This window comes from Bacillus sp. PK5-006 (assembly GCF_054161415.1).
Window position 1 is genome coordinate 1,704,905 of record NZ_CP096414.1, and the last position, 15,987, is coordinate 1,720,891.

General features: G+C 41.7%; 18 protein-coding genes. 16 read left to right on the forward strand and 2 right to left on the reverse strand.

Annotated elements, in window-relative coordinates; translation table 11 throughout:
- Positions 1 to 44 precede the first annotated feature (44 nt).
- The 12 genes from M1D84_RS08935 (at position 45) to M1D84_RS08990 (ending at position 10,915) form a co-directional block, all read left to right on the forward strand.
- Positions 45 to 1,727: a formate--tetrahydrofolate ligase gene (locus M1D84_RS08935; protein WP_458106448.1), complete on the forward strand. Its 1,683-nt coding sequence runs from the start codon at positions 45 to 47 to the stop codon at positions 1,725 to 1,727.
- Positions 1,728 to 1,801: 74 nt separating this feature from the next.
- A complete protein-coding gene (locus M1D84_RS08940; RefSeq protein ID WP_025093096.1) occupies positions 1,802 to 2,284 on the forward strand; it encodes a glutathione peroxidase in 483 nt (160 codons plus the stop codon).
- Positions 2,285 to 2,297: 13 nt separating this feature from the next.
- Positions 2,298 to 2,909, forward strand: coding sequence for an HD domain-containing protein (locus M1D84_RS08945; protein WP_226340829.1), 612 nt, complete (start codon positions 2,298 to 2,300; stop codon positions 2,907 to 2,909).
- 30 nt (positions 2,910 to 2,939) lie between these two features.
- Complete coding sequence (locus M1D84_RS08950; protein ID WP_332284235.1) at positions 2,940 to 4,076, forward strand: conserved virulence factor C family protein; 1,137 nt, start codon at positions 2,940 to 2,942, stop codon at positions 4,074 to 4,076.
- Positions 4,077 to 4,382: 306 nt separating this feature from the next.
- On the forward strand, positions 4,383 to 6,059 hold the full coding sequence (gene ilvD / locus M1D84_RS08955) for a dihydroxy-acid dehydratase (RefSeq protein ID WP_024422739.1): 1,677 nt from the start codon (positions 4,383 to 4,385) through the stop codon (positions 6,057 to 6,059).
- Positions 6,060 to 6,140: 81 nt separating this feature from the next.
- The gene (locus M1D84_RS08960; RefSeq protein WP_024422738.1) at positions 6,141 to 6,575 is read left to right on the forward strand and encodes a BrxA/BrxB family bacilliredoxin; all 435 of its coding nucleotides are present in this window, start codon (positions 6,141 to 6,143) and stop codon (positions 6,573 to 6,575) included.
- A gap of 66 nt (positions 6,576 to 6,641) precedes the next feature.
- Positions 6,642 to 7,430 (forward strand): class I SAM-dependent methyltransferase, encoded by a 789-nt coding sequence (locus M1D84_RS08965; protein ID WP_024422737.1) that lies wholly within the window; start codon positions 6,642 to 6,644, stop codon positions 7,428 to 7,430.
- Between the two features lie 298 nt (positions 7,431 to 7,728).
- The gene (locus tag M1D84_RS08970; RefSeq protein ID WP_122631012.1) at positions 7,729 to 8,346 is read left to right on the forward strand and encodes a YpjP family protein; all 618 of its coding nucleotides are present in this window, start codon (positions 7,729 to 7,731) and stop codon (positions 8,344 to 8,346) included.
- Positions 8,347 to 8,364: 18 nt separating this feature from the next.
- Positions 8,365 to 8,892, forward strand: a complete 528-nt coding sequence (locus M1D84_RS08975; protein WP_024428140.1) for a phosphatidylglycerophosphatase A family protein — start codon at positions 8,365 to 8,367, stop codon at positions 8,890 to 8,892.
- Positions 8,893 to 8,995: 103 nt separating this feature from the next.
- Positions 8,996 to 9,790, forward strand: coding sequence for a thymidylate synthase (locus tag M1D84_RS08980; protein WP_024422734.1), 795 nt, complete (start codon positions 8,996 to 8,998; stop codon positions 9,788 to 9,790).
- Positions 9,787 to 10,272, forward strand: coding sequence for a type 3 dihydrofolate reductase (folA, locus tag M1D84_RS08985; RefSeq protein ID WP_073205993.1), 486 nt, complete (start codon positions 9,787 to 9,789; stop codon positions 10,270 to 10,272). The genes M1D84_RS08980 and folA overlap by 4 nt, the downstream gene beginning before the upstream one ends.
- Before the next feature lie 19 nt (positions 10,273 to 10,291).
- Complete coding sequence (locus M1D84_RS08990) at positions 10,292 to 10,915, forward strand: lysophospholipid acyltransferase family protein (RefSeq protein ID WP_073205991.1); 624 nt, start codon at positions 10,292 to 10,294, stop codon at positions 10,913 to 10,915.
- A gap of 37 nt (positions 10,916 to 10,952) precedes the next feature.
- On the opposite strand, the gene trhA is transcribed toward M1D84_RS08990, so the two are convergent.
- Positions 10,953 to 11,591, reverse strand: a complete 639-nt coding sequence (trhA, locus tag M1D84_RS08995) for a PAQR family membrane homeostasis protein TrhA (protein WP_073205988.1) — start codon at positions 11,589 to 11,591, stop codon at positions 10,953 to 10,955.
- A gap of 14 nt (positions 11,592 to 11,605) precedes the next feature.
- Positions 11,606 to 12,574 (reverse strand): AAA-type ATPase lid domain-containing protein, encoded by a 969-nt coding sequence (locus tag M1D84_RS09000; protein WP_332284237.1) that lies wholly within the window; start codon positions 12,572 to 12,574, stop codon positions 11,606 to 11,608.
- 180 nt (positions 12,575 to 12,754) lie between these two features.
- On the opposite strand from M1D84_RS09000, the gene ilvA reads away from it, so the two are divergent.
- From ilvA to M1D84_RS09020, 4 genes are all read left to right on the forward strand, one after another.
- On the forward strand, positions 12,755 to 14,023 hold the full coding sequence (gene ilvA, locus M1D84_RS09005; protein ID WP_185854533.1) for a threonine ammonia-lyase IlvA: 1,269 nt from the start codon (positions 12,755 to 12,757) through the stop codon (positions 14,021 to 14,023).
- Positions 14,024 to 14,059: 36 nt separating this feature from the next.
- Positions 14,060 to 14,311, forward strand: coding sequence for a YpmP family protein (locus M1D84_RS09010; protein ID WP_024422728.1), 252 nt, complete (start codon positions 14,060 to 14,062; stop codon positions 14,309 to 14,311).
- A gap of 187 nt (positions 14,312 to 14,498) precedes the next feature.
- Positions 14,499 to 15,341, forward strand: coding sequence for a DegV family protein (locus tag M1D84_RS09015; protein WP_044335180.1), 843 nt, complete (start codon positions 14,499 to 14,501; stop codon positions 15,339 to 15,341).
- A gap of 23 nt (positions 15,342 to 15,364) precedes the next feature.
- On the forward strand, positions 15,365 to 15,955 hold the full coding sequence (locus M1D84_RS09020; RefSeq protein ID WP_044335178.1) for an SCO family protein: 591 nt from the start codon (positions 15,365 to 15,367) through the stop codon (positions 15,953 to 15,955).
- The last annotated feature ends 32 nt before the right edge of the window (positions 15,956 to 15,987 follow it).

Genomic DNA, 15,987 nt, shown 5'->3' on the forward strand with positions numbered 1-15,987 from the left:
CAAAAAAGAATGCTGTTTCTGTAAAAAAAGGAGGCCGTTTTGTTATGATCACAAAGCATTTATCAGATATTGACATTGCCCAAAAGGCTAAGCTGAGACCGATTCAAGACATCGCAGCAAAGCTGCAAATACATGACGAAGAATTAGAATGCTATGGTTTCACAAAAGCGAAAATTTCTTTGACTATTTTTGACCGTTTAAAGAAACAAAAAGAAGGACACGTGATTCTTGTCACTTCGATTAACCCTACGCCAGCAGGTGAGGGGAAATCCACCGTAACTGTCGGCCTTGGTCAAGCCTTCGAAAAAATTGGCAAAAAAGCGATCATTGCGATGCGTGAGCCATCATTAGGTCCTACAATGGGGATTAAAGGCGGAGCAGCGGGCGGAGGATATTCACAGGTGCTGCCAATGGAAGAAATCAATCTTCATTTCACAGGGGATTTTCATGCCATTACATCTGCACATAACGCCTTATCTGCATTTATTGATAACCATATCCATCACGGAAATGAACTCGGTATCGACACGCGGCGCATTGTGTGGAAGCGGGTGCTTGATTTAAACGATCGTGCATTAAGACAGGTCGTTGTCGGACTTGGCGGTCAGTTAAATGGATATCCTAGAGAAGACGGATTTGATATTACAGTGGCTTCCGAAATGATGGCGATCCTTTGTTTAGCAGAAGACTTAAACGACTTAAAAAAACGTCTTTTTTCTATTGTTGTTGCCTATAATCAAGAAGGCGAGCCAGTCACAGTGGGAGCACTTGGATATGAAGGTGTTCTGACGCTACTTTTAAAAGACGCACTCAAACCGAACCTTGTTCAAACGATTGAAGGAACCCCAGCCCTTGTCCATGGCGGTCCTTTTGCTAATATTGCACATGGATGCAATAGTTTAATTGCAACCAAAATGGCAGCAAAATTAGCTGATTATGTCGTTACAGAAGCTGGATTTGGTGCAGACCTTGGAGCAGAAAAGTTCCTGCACATTAAAACAAGAGCTGGTGATTTCAAACCTAGTGCAGTTGTCATTGTCGCAACAGTGAGAGCATTAAAGATGCATGGCGGAATGAAGAAAACCGAACTCAAAGAAGAGAATGCACACGCCGTATTAGAAGGTATACATAATTTAGAAAAGCATATTGAAACCGTGCAAGCTTTTGGTCTTCCATATATTGTGGCGGTAAACCGATTTATAACGGATACAAAAGAAGAGATTCAAGCGATAGAAGATTGGTGCGGCAAACATGGCCATCCAGTCAAAGCCGTGAATGTATGGGAAGAAGGAGGAGAAGGCGGGACAGCTCTTGCCGAGGAACTAGCAGCACTCATTGAAAAGAAAAAGAACAACTTTACCTATTTGTATGAAGAGAACGATTCCATCGAAGAAAAGTTATCTAAAGTGGCCAAAGTGGTTTACGGGGCAGATGGGGTCACGCTCACAACTAAAGCAAGAAAGCAGCTGGCTGCCATTGAGGAAAACGGCTGGGCTCATTTGCCGGTTTGTATGGCAAAAACACAATATTCTCTTTCAGATGATCCAGCTTTAATCGGCAGACCTAAAGGCTTTACCATTACGATTCGAGAGTTAAAGCCATCTGTAGGAGCAGGGTTTATTGTAGCCTTAACCGGAAGCATTTTGACAATGCCTGGCTTACCTAAAAAACCTGCGGCTCTCGAAATGGACTTATTAGAAGACGGCAGTGTGACAGGACTCTTTTAAACGGGAGCATAAAAAGCGATTTTCTAAAAGAAGCATGTTACGATAGGAAAAAGTGAATCCTAGGAGGCTATGAGATGTCAATTTATGATATTCAGGTCAAGACCATTAACGGTCAGGAAAAATCGATGGCAGATTACAAAGGAAAAGTGCTCATTATTGTAAACACAGCAAGCAAATGTGGACTGACTCCTCAATTTAAACAATTACAAGAGCTATATGATCAATATCATGAAAAGGGCCTTGAAATTTTAGGATTTCCGTGTAACCAATTTATGAACCAAGAGCCAGAAGGAGAAGAAGCCATTCAAGAGTTCTGTTCTTTGAATTATGGAGTGACCTTCCCTATGTTTGCGAAAGTAGATGTCAATGGCGAAGAGGCGCACCCGCTGTTCAAACATTTAACAAGTGAAGCGAAAGGTGTGCTTGGGACAAAAACAGTGAAATGGAATTTCACCAAATTTATCGTGGACCAAAACGGAGAAGTCACTGAACGATTCTCTCCGAAAACACCACCAAAAGAATTAGAAAGCTCAATCATTGCTCTGCTTAACAAATAAGATGGTGACAGTCATGCAACGAAAACAATTGGAGGCAGCAGCCTCCTTTGTTTCAGACAGGCTGAAGAATGAACCGACTGGACACGATGCGGCTCATGTTGCTCGTGTGCGTCAGCTTGCCGTTCGTATTGCAAATCAGGAAGGCGGCTCTCTTTTTATCATCGAAATGGCGGCGATTGTACATGATGTCATTGATGAAAAGCTGTCAAGTGAATGGAAGGTTACGAAGGAGCAGCTTGAGAACCAGCTCCTTTTGTGGGAATTGGACACGCGGGATATCCGCTATATCATGGACATTATTACAACGATGTCTTTTCGTCATCGGCATAAGCAGTTTAGGCCAATGACGTTAGAAGGGGCCATTGTTCAAGATGCGGATAGGCTGGATGCGATAGGAGCAAGCGGTATCGCTAGAGTGTTTACGTATGCTGGCGCTACAGGTGAGCCCCATTATACAGAGGACACGCAGCAGGGCTCTGTGCTAAAGCATATGGAAGAAAAACTGCTCAAATTAAAAGACTTGATGAACACTCATGCAGGAAAGCAGCTTGCTGATGAGCGGCATGAATTGATGAGTTTATTTATCAAGAAGTGGAAAGAAGAATGCGGCCTTACAGATGAGTAGGGTCTTTATGTGTGTAAGGAGGATATATCAATGAAAATAACAGCAATAGAACCAACGCCAAGTCCGAATACCATGAAGGTGATTTTGACAGAAGCACTTGCCGGCGGTAAAAGCAACAACTACAAAAAGGATCAAAAAGACGAAGCACCAGAAATGATCAAGCGTATTTTAAGCATTGAAGGTGTAAAAGGGGTTTATCATGTTGCAGATTTCTTAGCGGTTGAGCGAAATGCAAAGTTTGACTGGCAGGGTATTTTACAACAGGTCAGAGAAGCCTTTGGACAAGAAACAGAAGGTCTTCAGGAAGGAGCTCAGTCAGGCGATGACACATTTGGTGAAGTGAAAGTGTTTGTCCAAATGTTTAATGGGATTCCAATGCAGGTCAAACTGTCAGACGGTGAAAGAGAAGAACGGTTTGGCATGCCTGAACGTTTTCAAGCAGCCATTTTAAAGCTTAGAAGCAGCTCAGACAATGTCGTGTTTGAACGTGTGTGGAAAGAACACGGCGTTCGTTTTGGAGAATTTGCTGATATCGGTCAGGAAGTCACAGAGGAGCTGCAAGCAGCCTATGATGACGAGCGTTTAGCCCGATTAACAGAGGCGGTTAAAGAAGGTCAGGAAGCTGTAGATAGACAGGTGAACCGAAAGGCATATGATGTAACAGAAGAGATGCTGCAAGAGGAAGATTGGAAAAAACGTTTTGCCCATTTAGAGCAAATGCAGCCAGAGCTAAAGGACATACCTGTTTTAATGAAAGCAATGGAGGATCCAAAAACGTCTATTCGCAGACAAGCGGTTGTGAATGCTGGCATGATTGAAGATCCTGCCATTCTGCCTATTTTATATAAGGGGCTCGAAGACAAAACAGTGACGGTCCGCAGAACGGCTGGCGACTGTATTTCAGACCTTGGTGACCCAAGTGCTATCGAAGCCATGATCGCAGCATTAAAGGACCCGAGTAAGCTTGTCCGCTGGCGTGCAGCTATGTTCCTTTATGAAGAGGGGGACGAAACGGCACTTGTAGCATTAAAAGAAGCAGAGCAAGACCCTGAGTTTGAAGTCAGTCTTCAAGTGAAAATGGCGATTGAGCGCATTGAGCATGGAGAAGAAGCAAAAGGCTCAGTATGGAAGCAAATGACAGAAAGTAGAAAGAATGCATCAGAATGATGAGATAGATGAACAAGCTGCCAATGAAAAGCAGCTTGTTTTTCTAAAAACGATAGAAGAAAAATTTTTTTAGAAAAATTATTTTGAATATTGTTGAAATATGCGAAAAAACTCTATATAGTAGTACCAATATAGAATATTGGAGGTCAGATTTTATGACACGAACCTTGCTGAGCGCTTGCTTCAGCAGCCATGGTAGTCATCAGTCATTCATAGGTGGCTAAATAAACAGAAAATTTGTAAAATAAAATCAACTCAAAATCATGCAGTCAACAAGACTTGTAGTATAGGAGGCTTTTTAAACAGATGGCAGAACTACGCAGTAATATGATTAAACAAGGAATCGACAGAGCACCTCACCGAAGCTTACTAAGAGCGGCGGGGGTAAAGGATGAGGATTTCGGCAAGCCATTTATTGCCGTATGTAATTCCTATATTGATATTGTCCCAGGACATGTCCATCTTCAGGAATTCGGGAAGATTGTGAAGGAAGCTATTCGTGAAGCTGGCGGGGTTCCATTTGAATTCAATACGATTGGCGTCGATGATGGAATTGCCATGGGTCATATCGGGATGAGATATTCATTGCCAAGCCGTGAAATCATTGCGGACTCTGTGGAAACCGTTGTATCTGCTCATTGGTTTGATGGAATGGTTTGTATTCCTAACTGCGATAAAATCACACCAGGAATGATGATGGCAGCGATGCGCGTGAATATCCCGACTGTCTTTGTGAGCGGGGGACCGATGGAAGCGGGTAGAACAAGTGATGGCAGAAAAATTTCTCTTTCTTCTGTATTTGAAGGCGTTGGTGCATACCAGTCAGGTAAAATCAATGAAGAGGAATTAAATGAATTAGAGCAGTTTGGCTGTCCAACCTGCGGATCTTGTTCAGGTATGTTTACAGCTAACTCAATGAACTGTTTAGCGGAAGCACTCGGGATCGCTCTTCCTGGCAATGGAACGATTTTGGCGACATCACCAGAGCGAAGAGAATTTGCGAAGAAGTCTGCAAAACAACTCATGGAGCTTATCAAAAAAGATATTAAACCACGGGATATTGTCACTGAAAAAGCAATTGATAATGCATTTGCATTAGATATGGCACTTGGTGGTTCAACCAATACCGTTCTTCACACATTGGCGATTGCGAATGAAGCAGGTGTTGAATATTCACTTGAACGTATCAATGAAGTAGCAGAACGTGTGCCTCATTTATCAAAACTTGCTCCAGCTTCAGACGTTTATATTGAGGATTTACATGAAGCAGGCGGCGTTACAGCAGCACTAAATGAATTGTCTAAAAAAGAAGGAGCTCTTCATTTAGATACAATGACCGTCACTGCGAAAACGCTTGGCGAGAACATTGCGGGGCATGAGGTAAAAGATTATAACGTCATTTATCCAATTGACAAGCCATTTACTGAAAAAGGCGGCTTAGCCGTTTTATTTGGAAACCTTGCGCCAGATGGAGCCATCATTAAAACGGGCGGGGTACAAGACGGGATCACACGCCACGAGGGACCTGCCATCGTATTTGAATCCCAAGAAGAAGCCCTTGAAGGTATCATTAATAGAAAAGTAGAAGCAGGACATGTTGTCATTATTCGCTACGAAGGACCTAAAGGCGGACCTGGCATGCCTGAAATGCTTGCACCTACTTCACAAATCGTCGGCATGGGTCTTGGACCAAAGGTTGCTTTAATTACAGACGGACGTTTTTCCGGCGCTTCTCGCGGTTTGTCTATTGGACACGTCTCTCCAGAGGCAGCTGAGGGCGGCCCGCTTGCCTTTGTTGAAAATGGTGACCATGTCGTTGTCGATATCGAACAGCGCATTTTAAGCGTAGATGTTCCAGAGGAAGAATGGGAAAGAAGAAAAGCAAACTGGAAAGGCTTTGAGCCAAAAGTAAAAACGGGTTATCTTGCTAGATATTCAAAACTTGTGACATCAGCCAATACAGGCGGCATCATGAAAATTTAATCTGATATCGAACATTTGAAAATTGGCTCTCTCTATAGTATCCTTTATTCACAACATAAGGATTATAGAGGGGGCTTTTTTATGTCAATGGCATATGAAGAATATATGCGCCAGCTCGTTGTACCGATGCGTCAAGAGCTGACAAGTGCAGGATTTCAAGAACTAACAACGGAAGAAGAAGTAGAACAAACGATGCAAGAAGCAGAAGGAACGACATTTGTCGTTGTCAATTCTGTATGCGGGTGCGCTGCCGGCTTAGCACGCCCAGCTGCTACACAAGCTGTGATGAAGGCAGAAAAAACACCAGATCGAATTGTCACAGTTTTTGCTGGTCAGGACAGGGAAGCAACGGCAAAAATGAGAGAATACTTCACAGGAGAAGAGCCATCGTCTCCATCTATGGCACTTTTAAAAGGAAATGAACTCGTTCATTTTATTCCGCGTGACGAAATTGAAGGTCATGAAATGGAAGACATCATGAACAACGTCTTATCTGCATTCGAAAAACATTGCTAATACACATGTTGAAATGTCCTGTGATCAAATCAGGGCATTTTTTCTTGATCATGATGGAGGAACCGCATGCTTATCACAACAAGCTTTAGAGCAAATGAACAAACAATTGAAACAGCAAAAGCCCTTGCAGAGGATTTACATGGTGAGTATGTTGAAAGGCGCAAACAATCCGTCAAGCAGCTTGCGATGAAACGAGGAGACGTCCTTGTTGTGGGGAAAGAAAGATTCGAATGGTATCAGCCAAATGGTGAAAAGTTCTTCTTCCATCCAAGCTCAGCAATGTTCAGGGTGAAGCGGCTCATGCGCGGAGAAAAGGATCCTTTAATCGAAGCCACGCAGCTTCGGCCAGGCGATTCCTTTTTAGATTGTACGCTTGGTCTAGGATCAGATGCCATTACAGCCAGCTTGCGAGTAGGTCCGAATGGAAGGGTCATTGGTATCGAAAAGAATCCCATGACAGCATTGTTAGTCCGAGAAGGATTAAACACATGGGAGACAGGGGTAAGAGAGGCAGATGAAGCAATGAAACGGATATCTGTTGTAAGTGGAGACAGTATCGAGCAGCTAAAAAAGCTCTCTGATGAATCAATTGATGTCGTCTATTTTGACCCGATGTTTGAGGAGGCGATTCAAGAATCTGCAAGTATCGCTCCGCTCCGTCATGCGGCAGAGTACCACTTTGATCACGAAACAGCCGTCCAAGAAGCGCTGAGAGTGGCGAGAAAAAGAGTGGTTTTAAAAGATCATTGGAAAAGCACCCGATTTCTAGCAGACTCCTATCAATTTCACGTTTTAAAACGAAAAACAGCCCAATTTCATTATGGATATATTGAGAAAGAAAAAAGCCCTCGCTAAAGGTTCAGCTGTGCAGACAATTCTTTTTAATTCCTTGTCAAACATCTAAAAAAGCCCTTATTCAGGGCTTTTAATCTGTAATCTCCATATAGACAAAATAAAATAATGTCAGCAAGGAAGCCGTAATAAAAAAACCTTCAAGCATACCCATTCCTCCCAAATTTTAGTCGCCTTTACTGCCATTGTAAACGTTTTATTATAAAAAAGAAAGTCTCAAATCGGTGACCAAATTGAATGACTGAAAATTCATTATATGCTAGAATAGCAGTATGATAACTTATGGAAGGAATTAGATATCATGAAGATGTGGATGAGAAAAACGCTTGTTGTGCTCTTTACGATTGCAACTTTTGGTTTAGTCTCTCCTCCGCCGGCTTTGATGACAGACAAGCCCTCTGAACTTTCTTCATCTGATAAAACGCCTTATACAGCTGTTTATGATACATCAGATGAATTGCGCAGCTGGGAACTAACGCAAGAGGAAAGCAAAGAGCAGATAGACTCCTTTGAGCAATATAAGCAAGAGGTGCTGTCAAGTGCAGAAAATCAATCCTTTCTCAAATTTGGCCGTAAAATCACACCTGTCATTGAGGACGAGTACAGAGAAGAGATTCAGCCGAAGATTGAACAAGTGTTAACCGACTATTTAACAAATTTCAAAGATGACGAAAAATTTCAAGATGTTGTGATAACTGATCAGCCTTCAAGCGGAAATGGCGAAAAAATCTTCCACATTTACAACCGCAAGACCGGAGAAGATTTGCTCCGTTTTCATGTCAGAAGAGATCAGCCGCCTCACAGCGGATATTGGTTTAACTTTCATTACCATACAGCAGAAGATGGATTCCAGACGCATCATGAACTCGGTAATATTTACTGGGATAAAAACACCCCGCCGAGCTGGATGAGCCACTAGAAGGAGATGTCATGCCAATTGAAAAAATATACAATGAACGAAATGGTGCAGATTACAAAACAAATGTTAAACGATCGCGGAGTGAAAATTGAAGATATCGCACACATTGTGCTGAAGCTCCAAGAAAAATATCATCCAAACCTTCCACTTAGTGTCTGTATTGAAAATGTTGAAAAAGTGCTGAATAAAAGAGAAATTGTCCATGCAGTTTTAACAGGACTTGCCCTTGATCAGCTGGCAGAAAAAAAGCTTTTGCCAGAACCTTTACAGCACTTAGTCGAAACAGATGAGCCGCTATATGGAATTGATGAGATTATTCCGCTTTCCATTGTCAATGTATATGGATCAATCGGTTTGACCAACTTCGGTTATTTAGATAAAGAGAAATTTGGTATTATTCGTGAATTAGATGAAGGCCGTCCAGGGGAAGTGCATACTTTCCTTGATGACCTAGTCGCTGCACTTGCCGCAGCAGCTGCAAGCCGCATTGCTCACTCACACCAAGATATTAAGGATGAAGAGCAGGAACGAGTGAATCAAGCATAAAAAGAAAAACATGTCTGCTCATCATGCAGGCGTGTTTTTTTGGTTTCAAGAAATGCTGAAATAAGGTAAACTACAACAAGAACATAAATAAAGGATGAAAAAAATGAAACAATACAAAGAGTTATGCCGTCATGTATTACAGCACGGGGATGAAAAAGGTGACAGAACGGGTACAGGTACAATCAGCACGTTCGGTTATCAGATGAGATTTGATTTACAGGAAGGGTTTCCTCTTTTAACCACAAAGAAATTACACCTGAAATCAATCATTCATGAGTTGCTTTGGTTTTTAAAAGGTGATACAAATGTCAAATATCTTCAAGAAAATGGTGTCCGGATTTGGAACGAATGGGCAGATGAAAATGGAGAGCTGGGCCGTGTATACGGGGCGCAGTGGAGATCATGGGCGAGCGGAGACGGCGAGACAGTGGATCAGATCGCAAAGCTGATTCATGATATTGAGCACAACCCGAATTCAAGACGACTGATCGTCAGTGCTTGGAACCCGGGGGAAATTGATCAAATGGCGCTGCCTCCTTGTCATTGTCTGTTTCAATTTTACGTATCAAACGGGAAGCTTTCCTGCCAGCTATATCAAAGATCGGCAGATATCTTTTTAGGCGTGCCATTTAATATCGCTTCATATGCTCTTCTAACGATGATGATTGCCAAAGTCACAAATCTTGAGCCAGGAGAGTTTATTCATACACTCGGAGATGCTCATATTTACCAAAATCATCTTCCACAGGTGAAAATGCAGCTAGAGCGCGAAGAACGCACGCTTCCTACACTTCGTATTACGAGAGATGTAAAGAGCATTTTTGATTTTACGTTTGATGATTTTGTGCTTGAGAACTATGATCCGCATCCGCATATTAAAGGAGAAGTCAGTGTATGATTTCCATGATTGTGGCGACAGGTAAAGATAGAGTCATTGGTCAAGATAATCAAATGCCTTGGCATTTACCAGCAGATTTAGCGTATTTTAAAAAAGTCACAGGCGGTCATACGATTGTCATGGGCAGAAAAACCTTTGAATCGATTGGACGAGCACTGCCTAATCGCCGAAACATTGTGCTGACCACAAGTTCTTCTTTTAAAGCAGAAGGATGCGAGGTTGTTCATTCAATTGCTGACATTTTGGCAATTGCGGAAAGTGAGGCAGAGCTCTTTATCATTGGCGGGTCTAAACTGTATGAAGAAATGATGCCATATGCGGATCGTCTCTATATCACGCACATTCACCATGCGTTTGAAGGAGACCGCTATTTCCCGTATTACAATGAAGATGAATGGACGATTGTATCACGCGAAAAAGGCCATTGTGACGAAAAGAACCCCTACAATTATGAATTTGTCGTCTATGACAAAAAAGGATAAGTGAGTAGGAGGAGTACGGTTGTTTCGTTATTGGTTTTTAACGATTTATGTTGTTGTATCCTTTTTAAAAAGTATGAGGCATTTGTACGATCATGAATTAACGGATCCACGCATTTCCTATACGAAACGAATGCATCTCATTCATGAGCATGCAAAAAGGTTTGCCCGGGGATGTATTGATCAATCAGGATCAGTCATGACCATTCATCAGCAAAAGAAGCTGCCAGATGGCCCAGTTATTTATGTCACAAAAGAGCTGAATCCAGTCACGACGACATTATTGATTGGCCACCTTGAGAAGCCATTTGCTTTCATGGCAAAGCCGAAGCTCTTTCGGTATCCGATTATAAAACAATGGCTCAAAAAAATGGCGGTTATTCATCAGAATCAAACGGATGAGGTCTTATTAGAAGAAGCAAAGGAAAGAGTCATGTCTGGGCAGAGTATCTTGCTTTCAGAAGCATATCGTCACATTGCAGAAGCGCTTGCTGAAGAATACGATTGTCCGCTTGTACCGATTGAAACTAGCGGAACGGATCGTCTTTTAACTGGGAAGATCGTGAAAAGACTGCGTCCTGTTAATGTGGATATTCATATTAAAGCTCCTGTCATGATCAGTGATTACGCACAAAAGCGTGCATAAAAAAAACCAGCATCCGAATAGTGGATGCTGGTTTTTTTCATGCAGCAGGAACGTTCACACAATAGAATAAAATACAGAAGAACATCGAGGCGCTGCCGCCGAGAACAAAGCTGTGCCAAATCGCATGATGATAGGGGATTTTCCGCCAAATATAAAAGATGGTTCCGACTGAATATAAAATGCCGCCTAACAGTAAGAGGCCAAATCCTGCACCTGTTAATTGGATATAAAGCGGTTTGATGGCAATGATGATCATCCAGCCCATTAATAAATAGACAAGGGTAGATACGATAATAAAGCGTTTGACGAAAAAGATTTTAAAGACAATCCCACCAGCAGCAAGCGCCCATACAATCGCAAGGAGTGTATAACCCAGTGCACCTTTTAGTGGTCCAAGTAAAAAGGGTGTATATGTACCAGCAATCAATACATAAATAGCCGAGTGGTCGAGAATTTCAAAAATATCTTTTGTTTTTTTGTGCCGAATGCTATGAAGCAGGGTTGAGCTTAAATAGAGCAGCAGCATGGATACACCAAATATCGAAAAGCTGATAATGTCTGTGACGGTGCCGTATTGAACAGCGAATAAGACGAGAAACACAATAGCTGGGATGGATAAAATAACACCAATGCCATGTGTAATGGCGTTTGCAATTTCTTCTTTTACAGTAAACAATGGATGTCCTCCTTTTATTGAACCGGTATATAACCATCAAGCGACTTCAGGAATGAAAGACCTTCAAGTGTAATCTTCGTTCCGGCCCTGCCTTTTCCTTTTGTCACGTATGCTTTTTTCTCAAGATCATCTAAGCGGTTTCTCACCTGCTGAGGGGTCAGCGGGATGTCTCCTTGTTTGCTTAATTCAGACAAGATACGCCTGCTGGCTGCTTCTCCTTTTTCATTGAGAGATTTAATGGCTTCCAGCAAGAAAACAAACTCTTGTTTTTCCATTAGTGTGAGCTGGTGTTCTTCCTTTTTACCTTTCACGGCTGAGGGAAGGGGTGCTAACACAAAGGGCGGTAAATGATGTAAAAATACCGTGTGGCCCTCGAGTATGGACGCAGCGTAATGAACAATATTTTTGAGTTCTTGGACATTTCCTTCAAATGGATACTGCTGCAAGGCTTCCCAAACACTTGGATCAATATTCGGTGCCATGTTCAGCTTTTGAAAGAAAGCATTTGTTAACACAGGAATATCTGTTTTTCGTTCGGCTAAAGCTGGAAGGGCCAAATGAAGAACATTCAGACGATAAAACAGCTCGGGTAAAAAGGTAGAAGAAACCCTGAGTGCCTCTATTGATAAAGACGAAGAAGCGATTACTTTTGTTGCAGGTGACGTTTCTAGAAAGTGAATGACCTGGTGCTGCATAGAAATACTTAATGCACCGATTTCATCTAAATAAAGAATTTGATTGTTTTTTTCTGTGAAGGCTTTCTGTAAGGTTTCTTCATTCAAGATGGGGCAATACATGTGTGTCAGTGATGCGTGTGGAACAGATACGTTCGCCATTTCTTGGGCGAATAGCGTTTTGCCTGTGCCGATGTCTCCTGTTATCAAGACAGGCTGCTCGTTTCCTGAGAATTGTTTTGCCAGATGAATAGCATGCTTGATATCTTGATGATCTCCATATATAGAAGTGAACGAATGTATAGCCATAGGGTGATTCCTTTCTTTGTGGTTCTAATTGGTTCAATTGTAACACCCAATTAAAACAAATGTACAGGAAAACGAAAAAGTTTATAAAATTTATGATGGATCGTGATCTATTGGTTTATTTTTTGAATATTCATGTTATAATGACAAATTAAATAAGGTTAAAGAGAAAGGATCTTGTACATGAAACCGTTGCTCAAAGAAAATACGCTAATTCAAGTGAAAGACATCTTAAAAGCCCATCAAAATTTGAAGGATGTAGTCATTCATACACCACTTCAAAAAAATGAGCGACTTTCTGAACGATATGAATGCAATGTCTACTTAAAAAGAGAGGATCTTCAAGTAGTTCGTTCCTTTAAATTAAGAGGCGCTTTTAATAAAATGAGCCAGCTTCCAAAAGATAAACTAGAAAATGGCATTGTCTGTGCAAGTGCTGGAAATCACGCGCAGGGTGTTGCCTATTCTTGTAAATATTTAGGCATCCACGGGAAAATCTTTATGCCTGCTACGACGCCAAGGCAAAAAGTATCACAAGTGGAGCTGTTCGGAAAAGAATATGTTGAAATTATCTTAACCGGAGATACGTTTGATGATTCGTATCATGAAGCCGTAAAATGCGGAGATGAAGAGAAGCGCGAATTTATCCATCCGTTTGATGATCTGGATGTGATGGCAGGACAAGGAACGACTGCTGTCGAAATCTTAAATGATATCGAGGTGGAGCCTCACTTTTTATTTGTAAGTGTCGGAGGTGGAGGTCTGTTATCTGGTGTTGGTACATATATCAAAAATATCTCACCAGAAACCGAAATCATTGCAGTCGAACCGCTTGGCGCAGCTTCACTGCATGCCTCGCATGAGAAGGGCGAGGTTGTGACACTTGATTCGATTGATAAGTTTGTAGACGGAGCAGCGGTTCAGCGGATTGGCGAAAAGACGTTTACATCGCTTCAGTCTGTTGTCGATAAAATCAGTCTTGTACCAGAAGGGAAAGTATGTACAACGATTTTAGAGCTGTATAATCAATGTGCGATTGTAGCAGAACCGGCTGGCGCATTGCCGATCGCAGCATTAGATGCTCATCGCGAGGAGATCAAAGGGAAAAATGTTGTCTGTATTGTCAGTGGAGGAAATAATGACATCGGCAGAATGCAGGAAATCAAAGAACGCTCGATGATCTATGAAGGGCTTCAACATTACTTTATTGTCAATTTTCCGCAAAGAGCAGGAGCGCTTCGTGAATTTTTAGATGAAGTGTTAGGGCCAAATGATGATATCTCACGCTTTGAATATACGAAAAAGAATAACCGAAGCAAAGGTCCTGCGCTAGTCGGCATCGAATTGAAAGAAAAAGATGACTATGCAGCGCTGATTGAGCGGATGGATAAAAAAGGCTTCCACTATGTTGAAGTGAATAAAGATCAAGATTTATTCCACCTATTTATTTAGGCTTAACAGATAATTGGAAAAGAGGATTGATCGTTTGTGCTGCTCAAAACAATATGTTTTAGACGGATGGATGGAGCTCAGATCAAGGTAACAGAAGTCCCTGTTCTAAAGGGAGATGAGACGTATCGTTTCATGCTCACCTTTAGACTTGAAGCTTTCTTGAAAAAAGTCTATGTATCTAAAGGAAAGAGAGCTGTGTACTCTTTCAGAGAGGATGTGAAACGTAACGTCAAGTGGAGCACATATGAACAGATCTATCAGGAGCCTACACTGAAACACAATGCGTAAGCAGAAATCTTTGTCAAAAGGGGGAGGTAGCCATTTTGAAATGGCAGCTGCTCAGTTTGGCAAGGATTTTTTTCATGACAAGAAGAAAATGTGACAATTTCAAAAACGTTAGGTCAGTTGTTTTCAAGTGTGCAGGAAATAAGGTAATATCATAAGTAAAGACTAAGACAGCAAGGATGAGACGATAGTGAAACAAATTAAAATTGTAACAGATTCAACTGTGGACCTTCCGCAAGAAAAAATCAATGATCTTTCCATTCACGTGATTCCGCTCAATATCTCCATTTCTGGAGTTGATTATATTGACCGAGTGAATATACAGCCAGATGAATTTATTGAAAAAATGGAGGCCGCTGAGGAACTGCCGAAAACGTCTCAACCTGCGATCGGTCAATTCGTCGAATTATATGAAAAGCTGACGGTAGATGGAAGTGAAGTGATCAGTATCCATTTAACTGGTGGAATGAGTGGTACTGTTCAAACTGCTGAAAGCGCTTCGAAAATGGTAGATGGAAATATCACGGTAATTGATTCGAATTTTATTTCCTATGGATTAGGATTTCAAGTCATCAAAGCAGCAGAACTAGCCAAAAAGGGTGCAAGCCGTGAAGATATTATCACAGAATTAGATAAAATCCGTCATCAAACAAAGCTATATGTCACGATCGATACATTAGAAAATCTCGTCAAAGGCGGCAGAATTGGAAGAGGAAAGGCGCTCATCGGCTCACTTCTTCACATCAAACCTATTGCCAGCTTAACAGACGGGGTATATACGCCAGAAGCGAATGTGAGAAGCTACTCTGCGCTTGTCCGCCATCTGACAAAACAGTATGTACAGGCGGTGAAGGGAAAAACAGTTCAAGCCATTGGGATCGCACATGCAGATGCATTAGAACTCGCTGAAAAGCTAAAAAAAGCGCTGCTTGATCACACACCTGAAGCACTGATTGACATCGCCTACACAACACCGATTATTTCGTGTCATACTGGAAAGGGCGCAATAGGCTTTACTTTTTATACCGATTGATAGAAAAAGGGGATGGACATATCATGTATAGAAAAAGGGGAGCCTTACTTGGTGCGCTTATGATGGTAAGCGTGCTTCTTTTAGTCTCATGTTCAAATGGACAAATCAAGGATGCTTTAAATTATCAAATAGAGCCGTTTGAGTTTGAAAACCAAGATGGCCAAAAGGTGTCATTGGATGATTTGAAGGGGAAAGTATGGGTCGCTGATTTTATTTTCACAAGCTGTGAAACGATTTGTCCGCCGATGACTGCTCATATGACAGAGCTGCAAAAACGGTTAAAAGAAGAAAAATTGGAAGCGCATATCATTTCCTTTAGCGTGGACCCAGAGGTCGATTCACCGAAAAAGCTAAAGGAATTTGCAAAAGCCTATCCATTGTCCTTTAAAAATTGGGATTTTCTCACTGGGTATTCACAGTCAGAAATTGAAAAATTCGCAATGAAAAGTTTTAAAACCATTGTAAAAAAACCTGAAGATGAAGACCAAGTGATTCATCAGTCCCTGTTTTTCCTTGTCAATCAAGATGGGAAAGTGATGAAAAACTATGATGGGGTGCAAAACACACCTTATGATGACATCATCAAGGACATCAAAACGCTGAACCGAAGCTAGCATAAGGATGTTCAAATGGGCGAAAACATGAT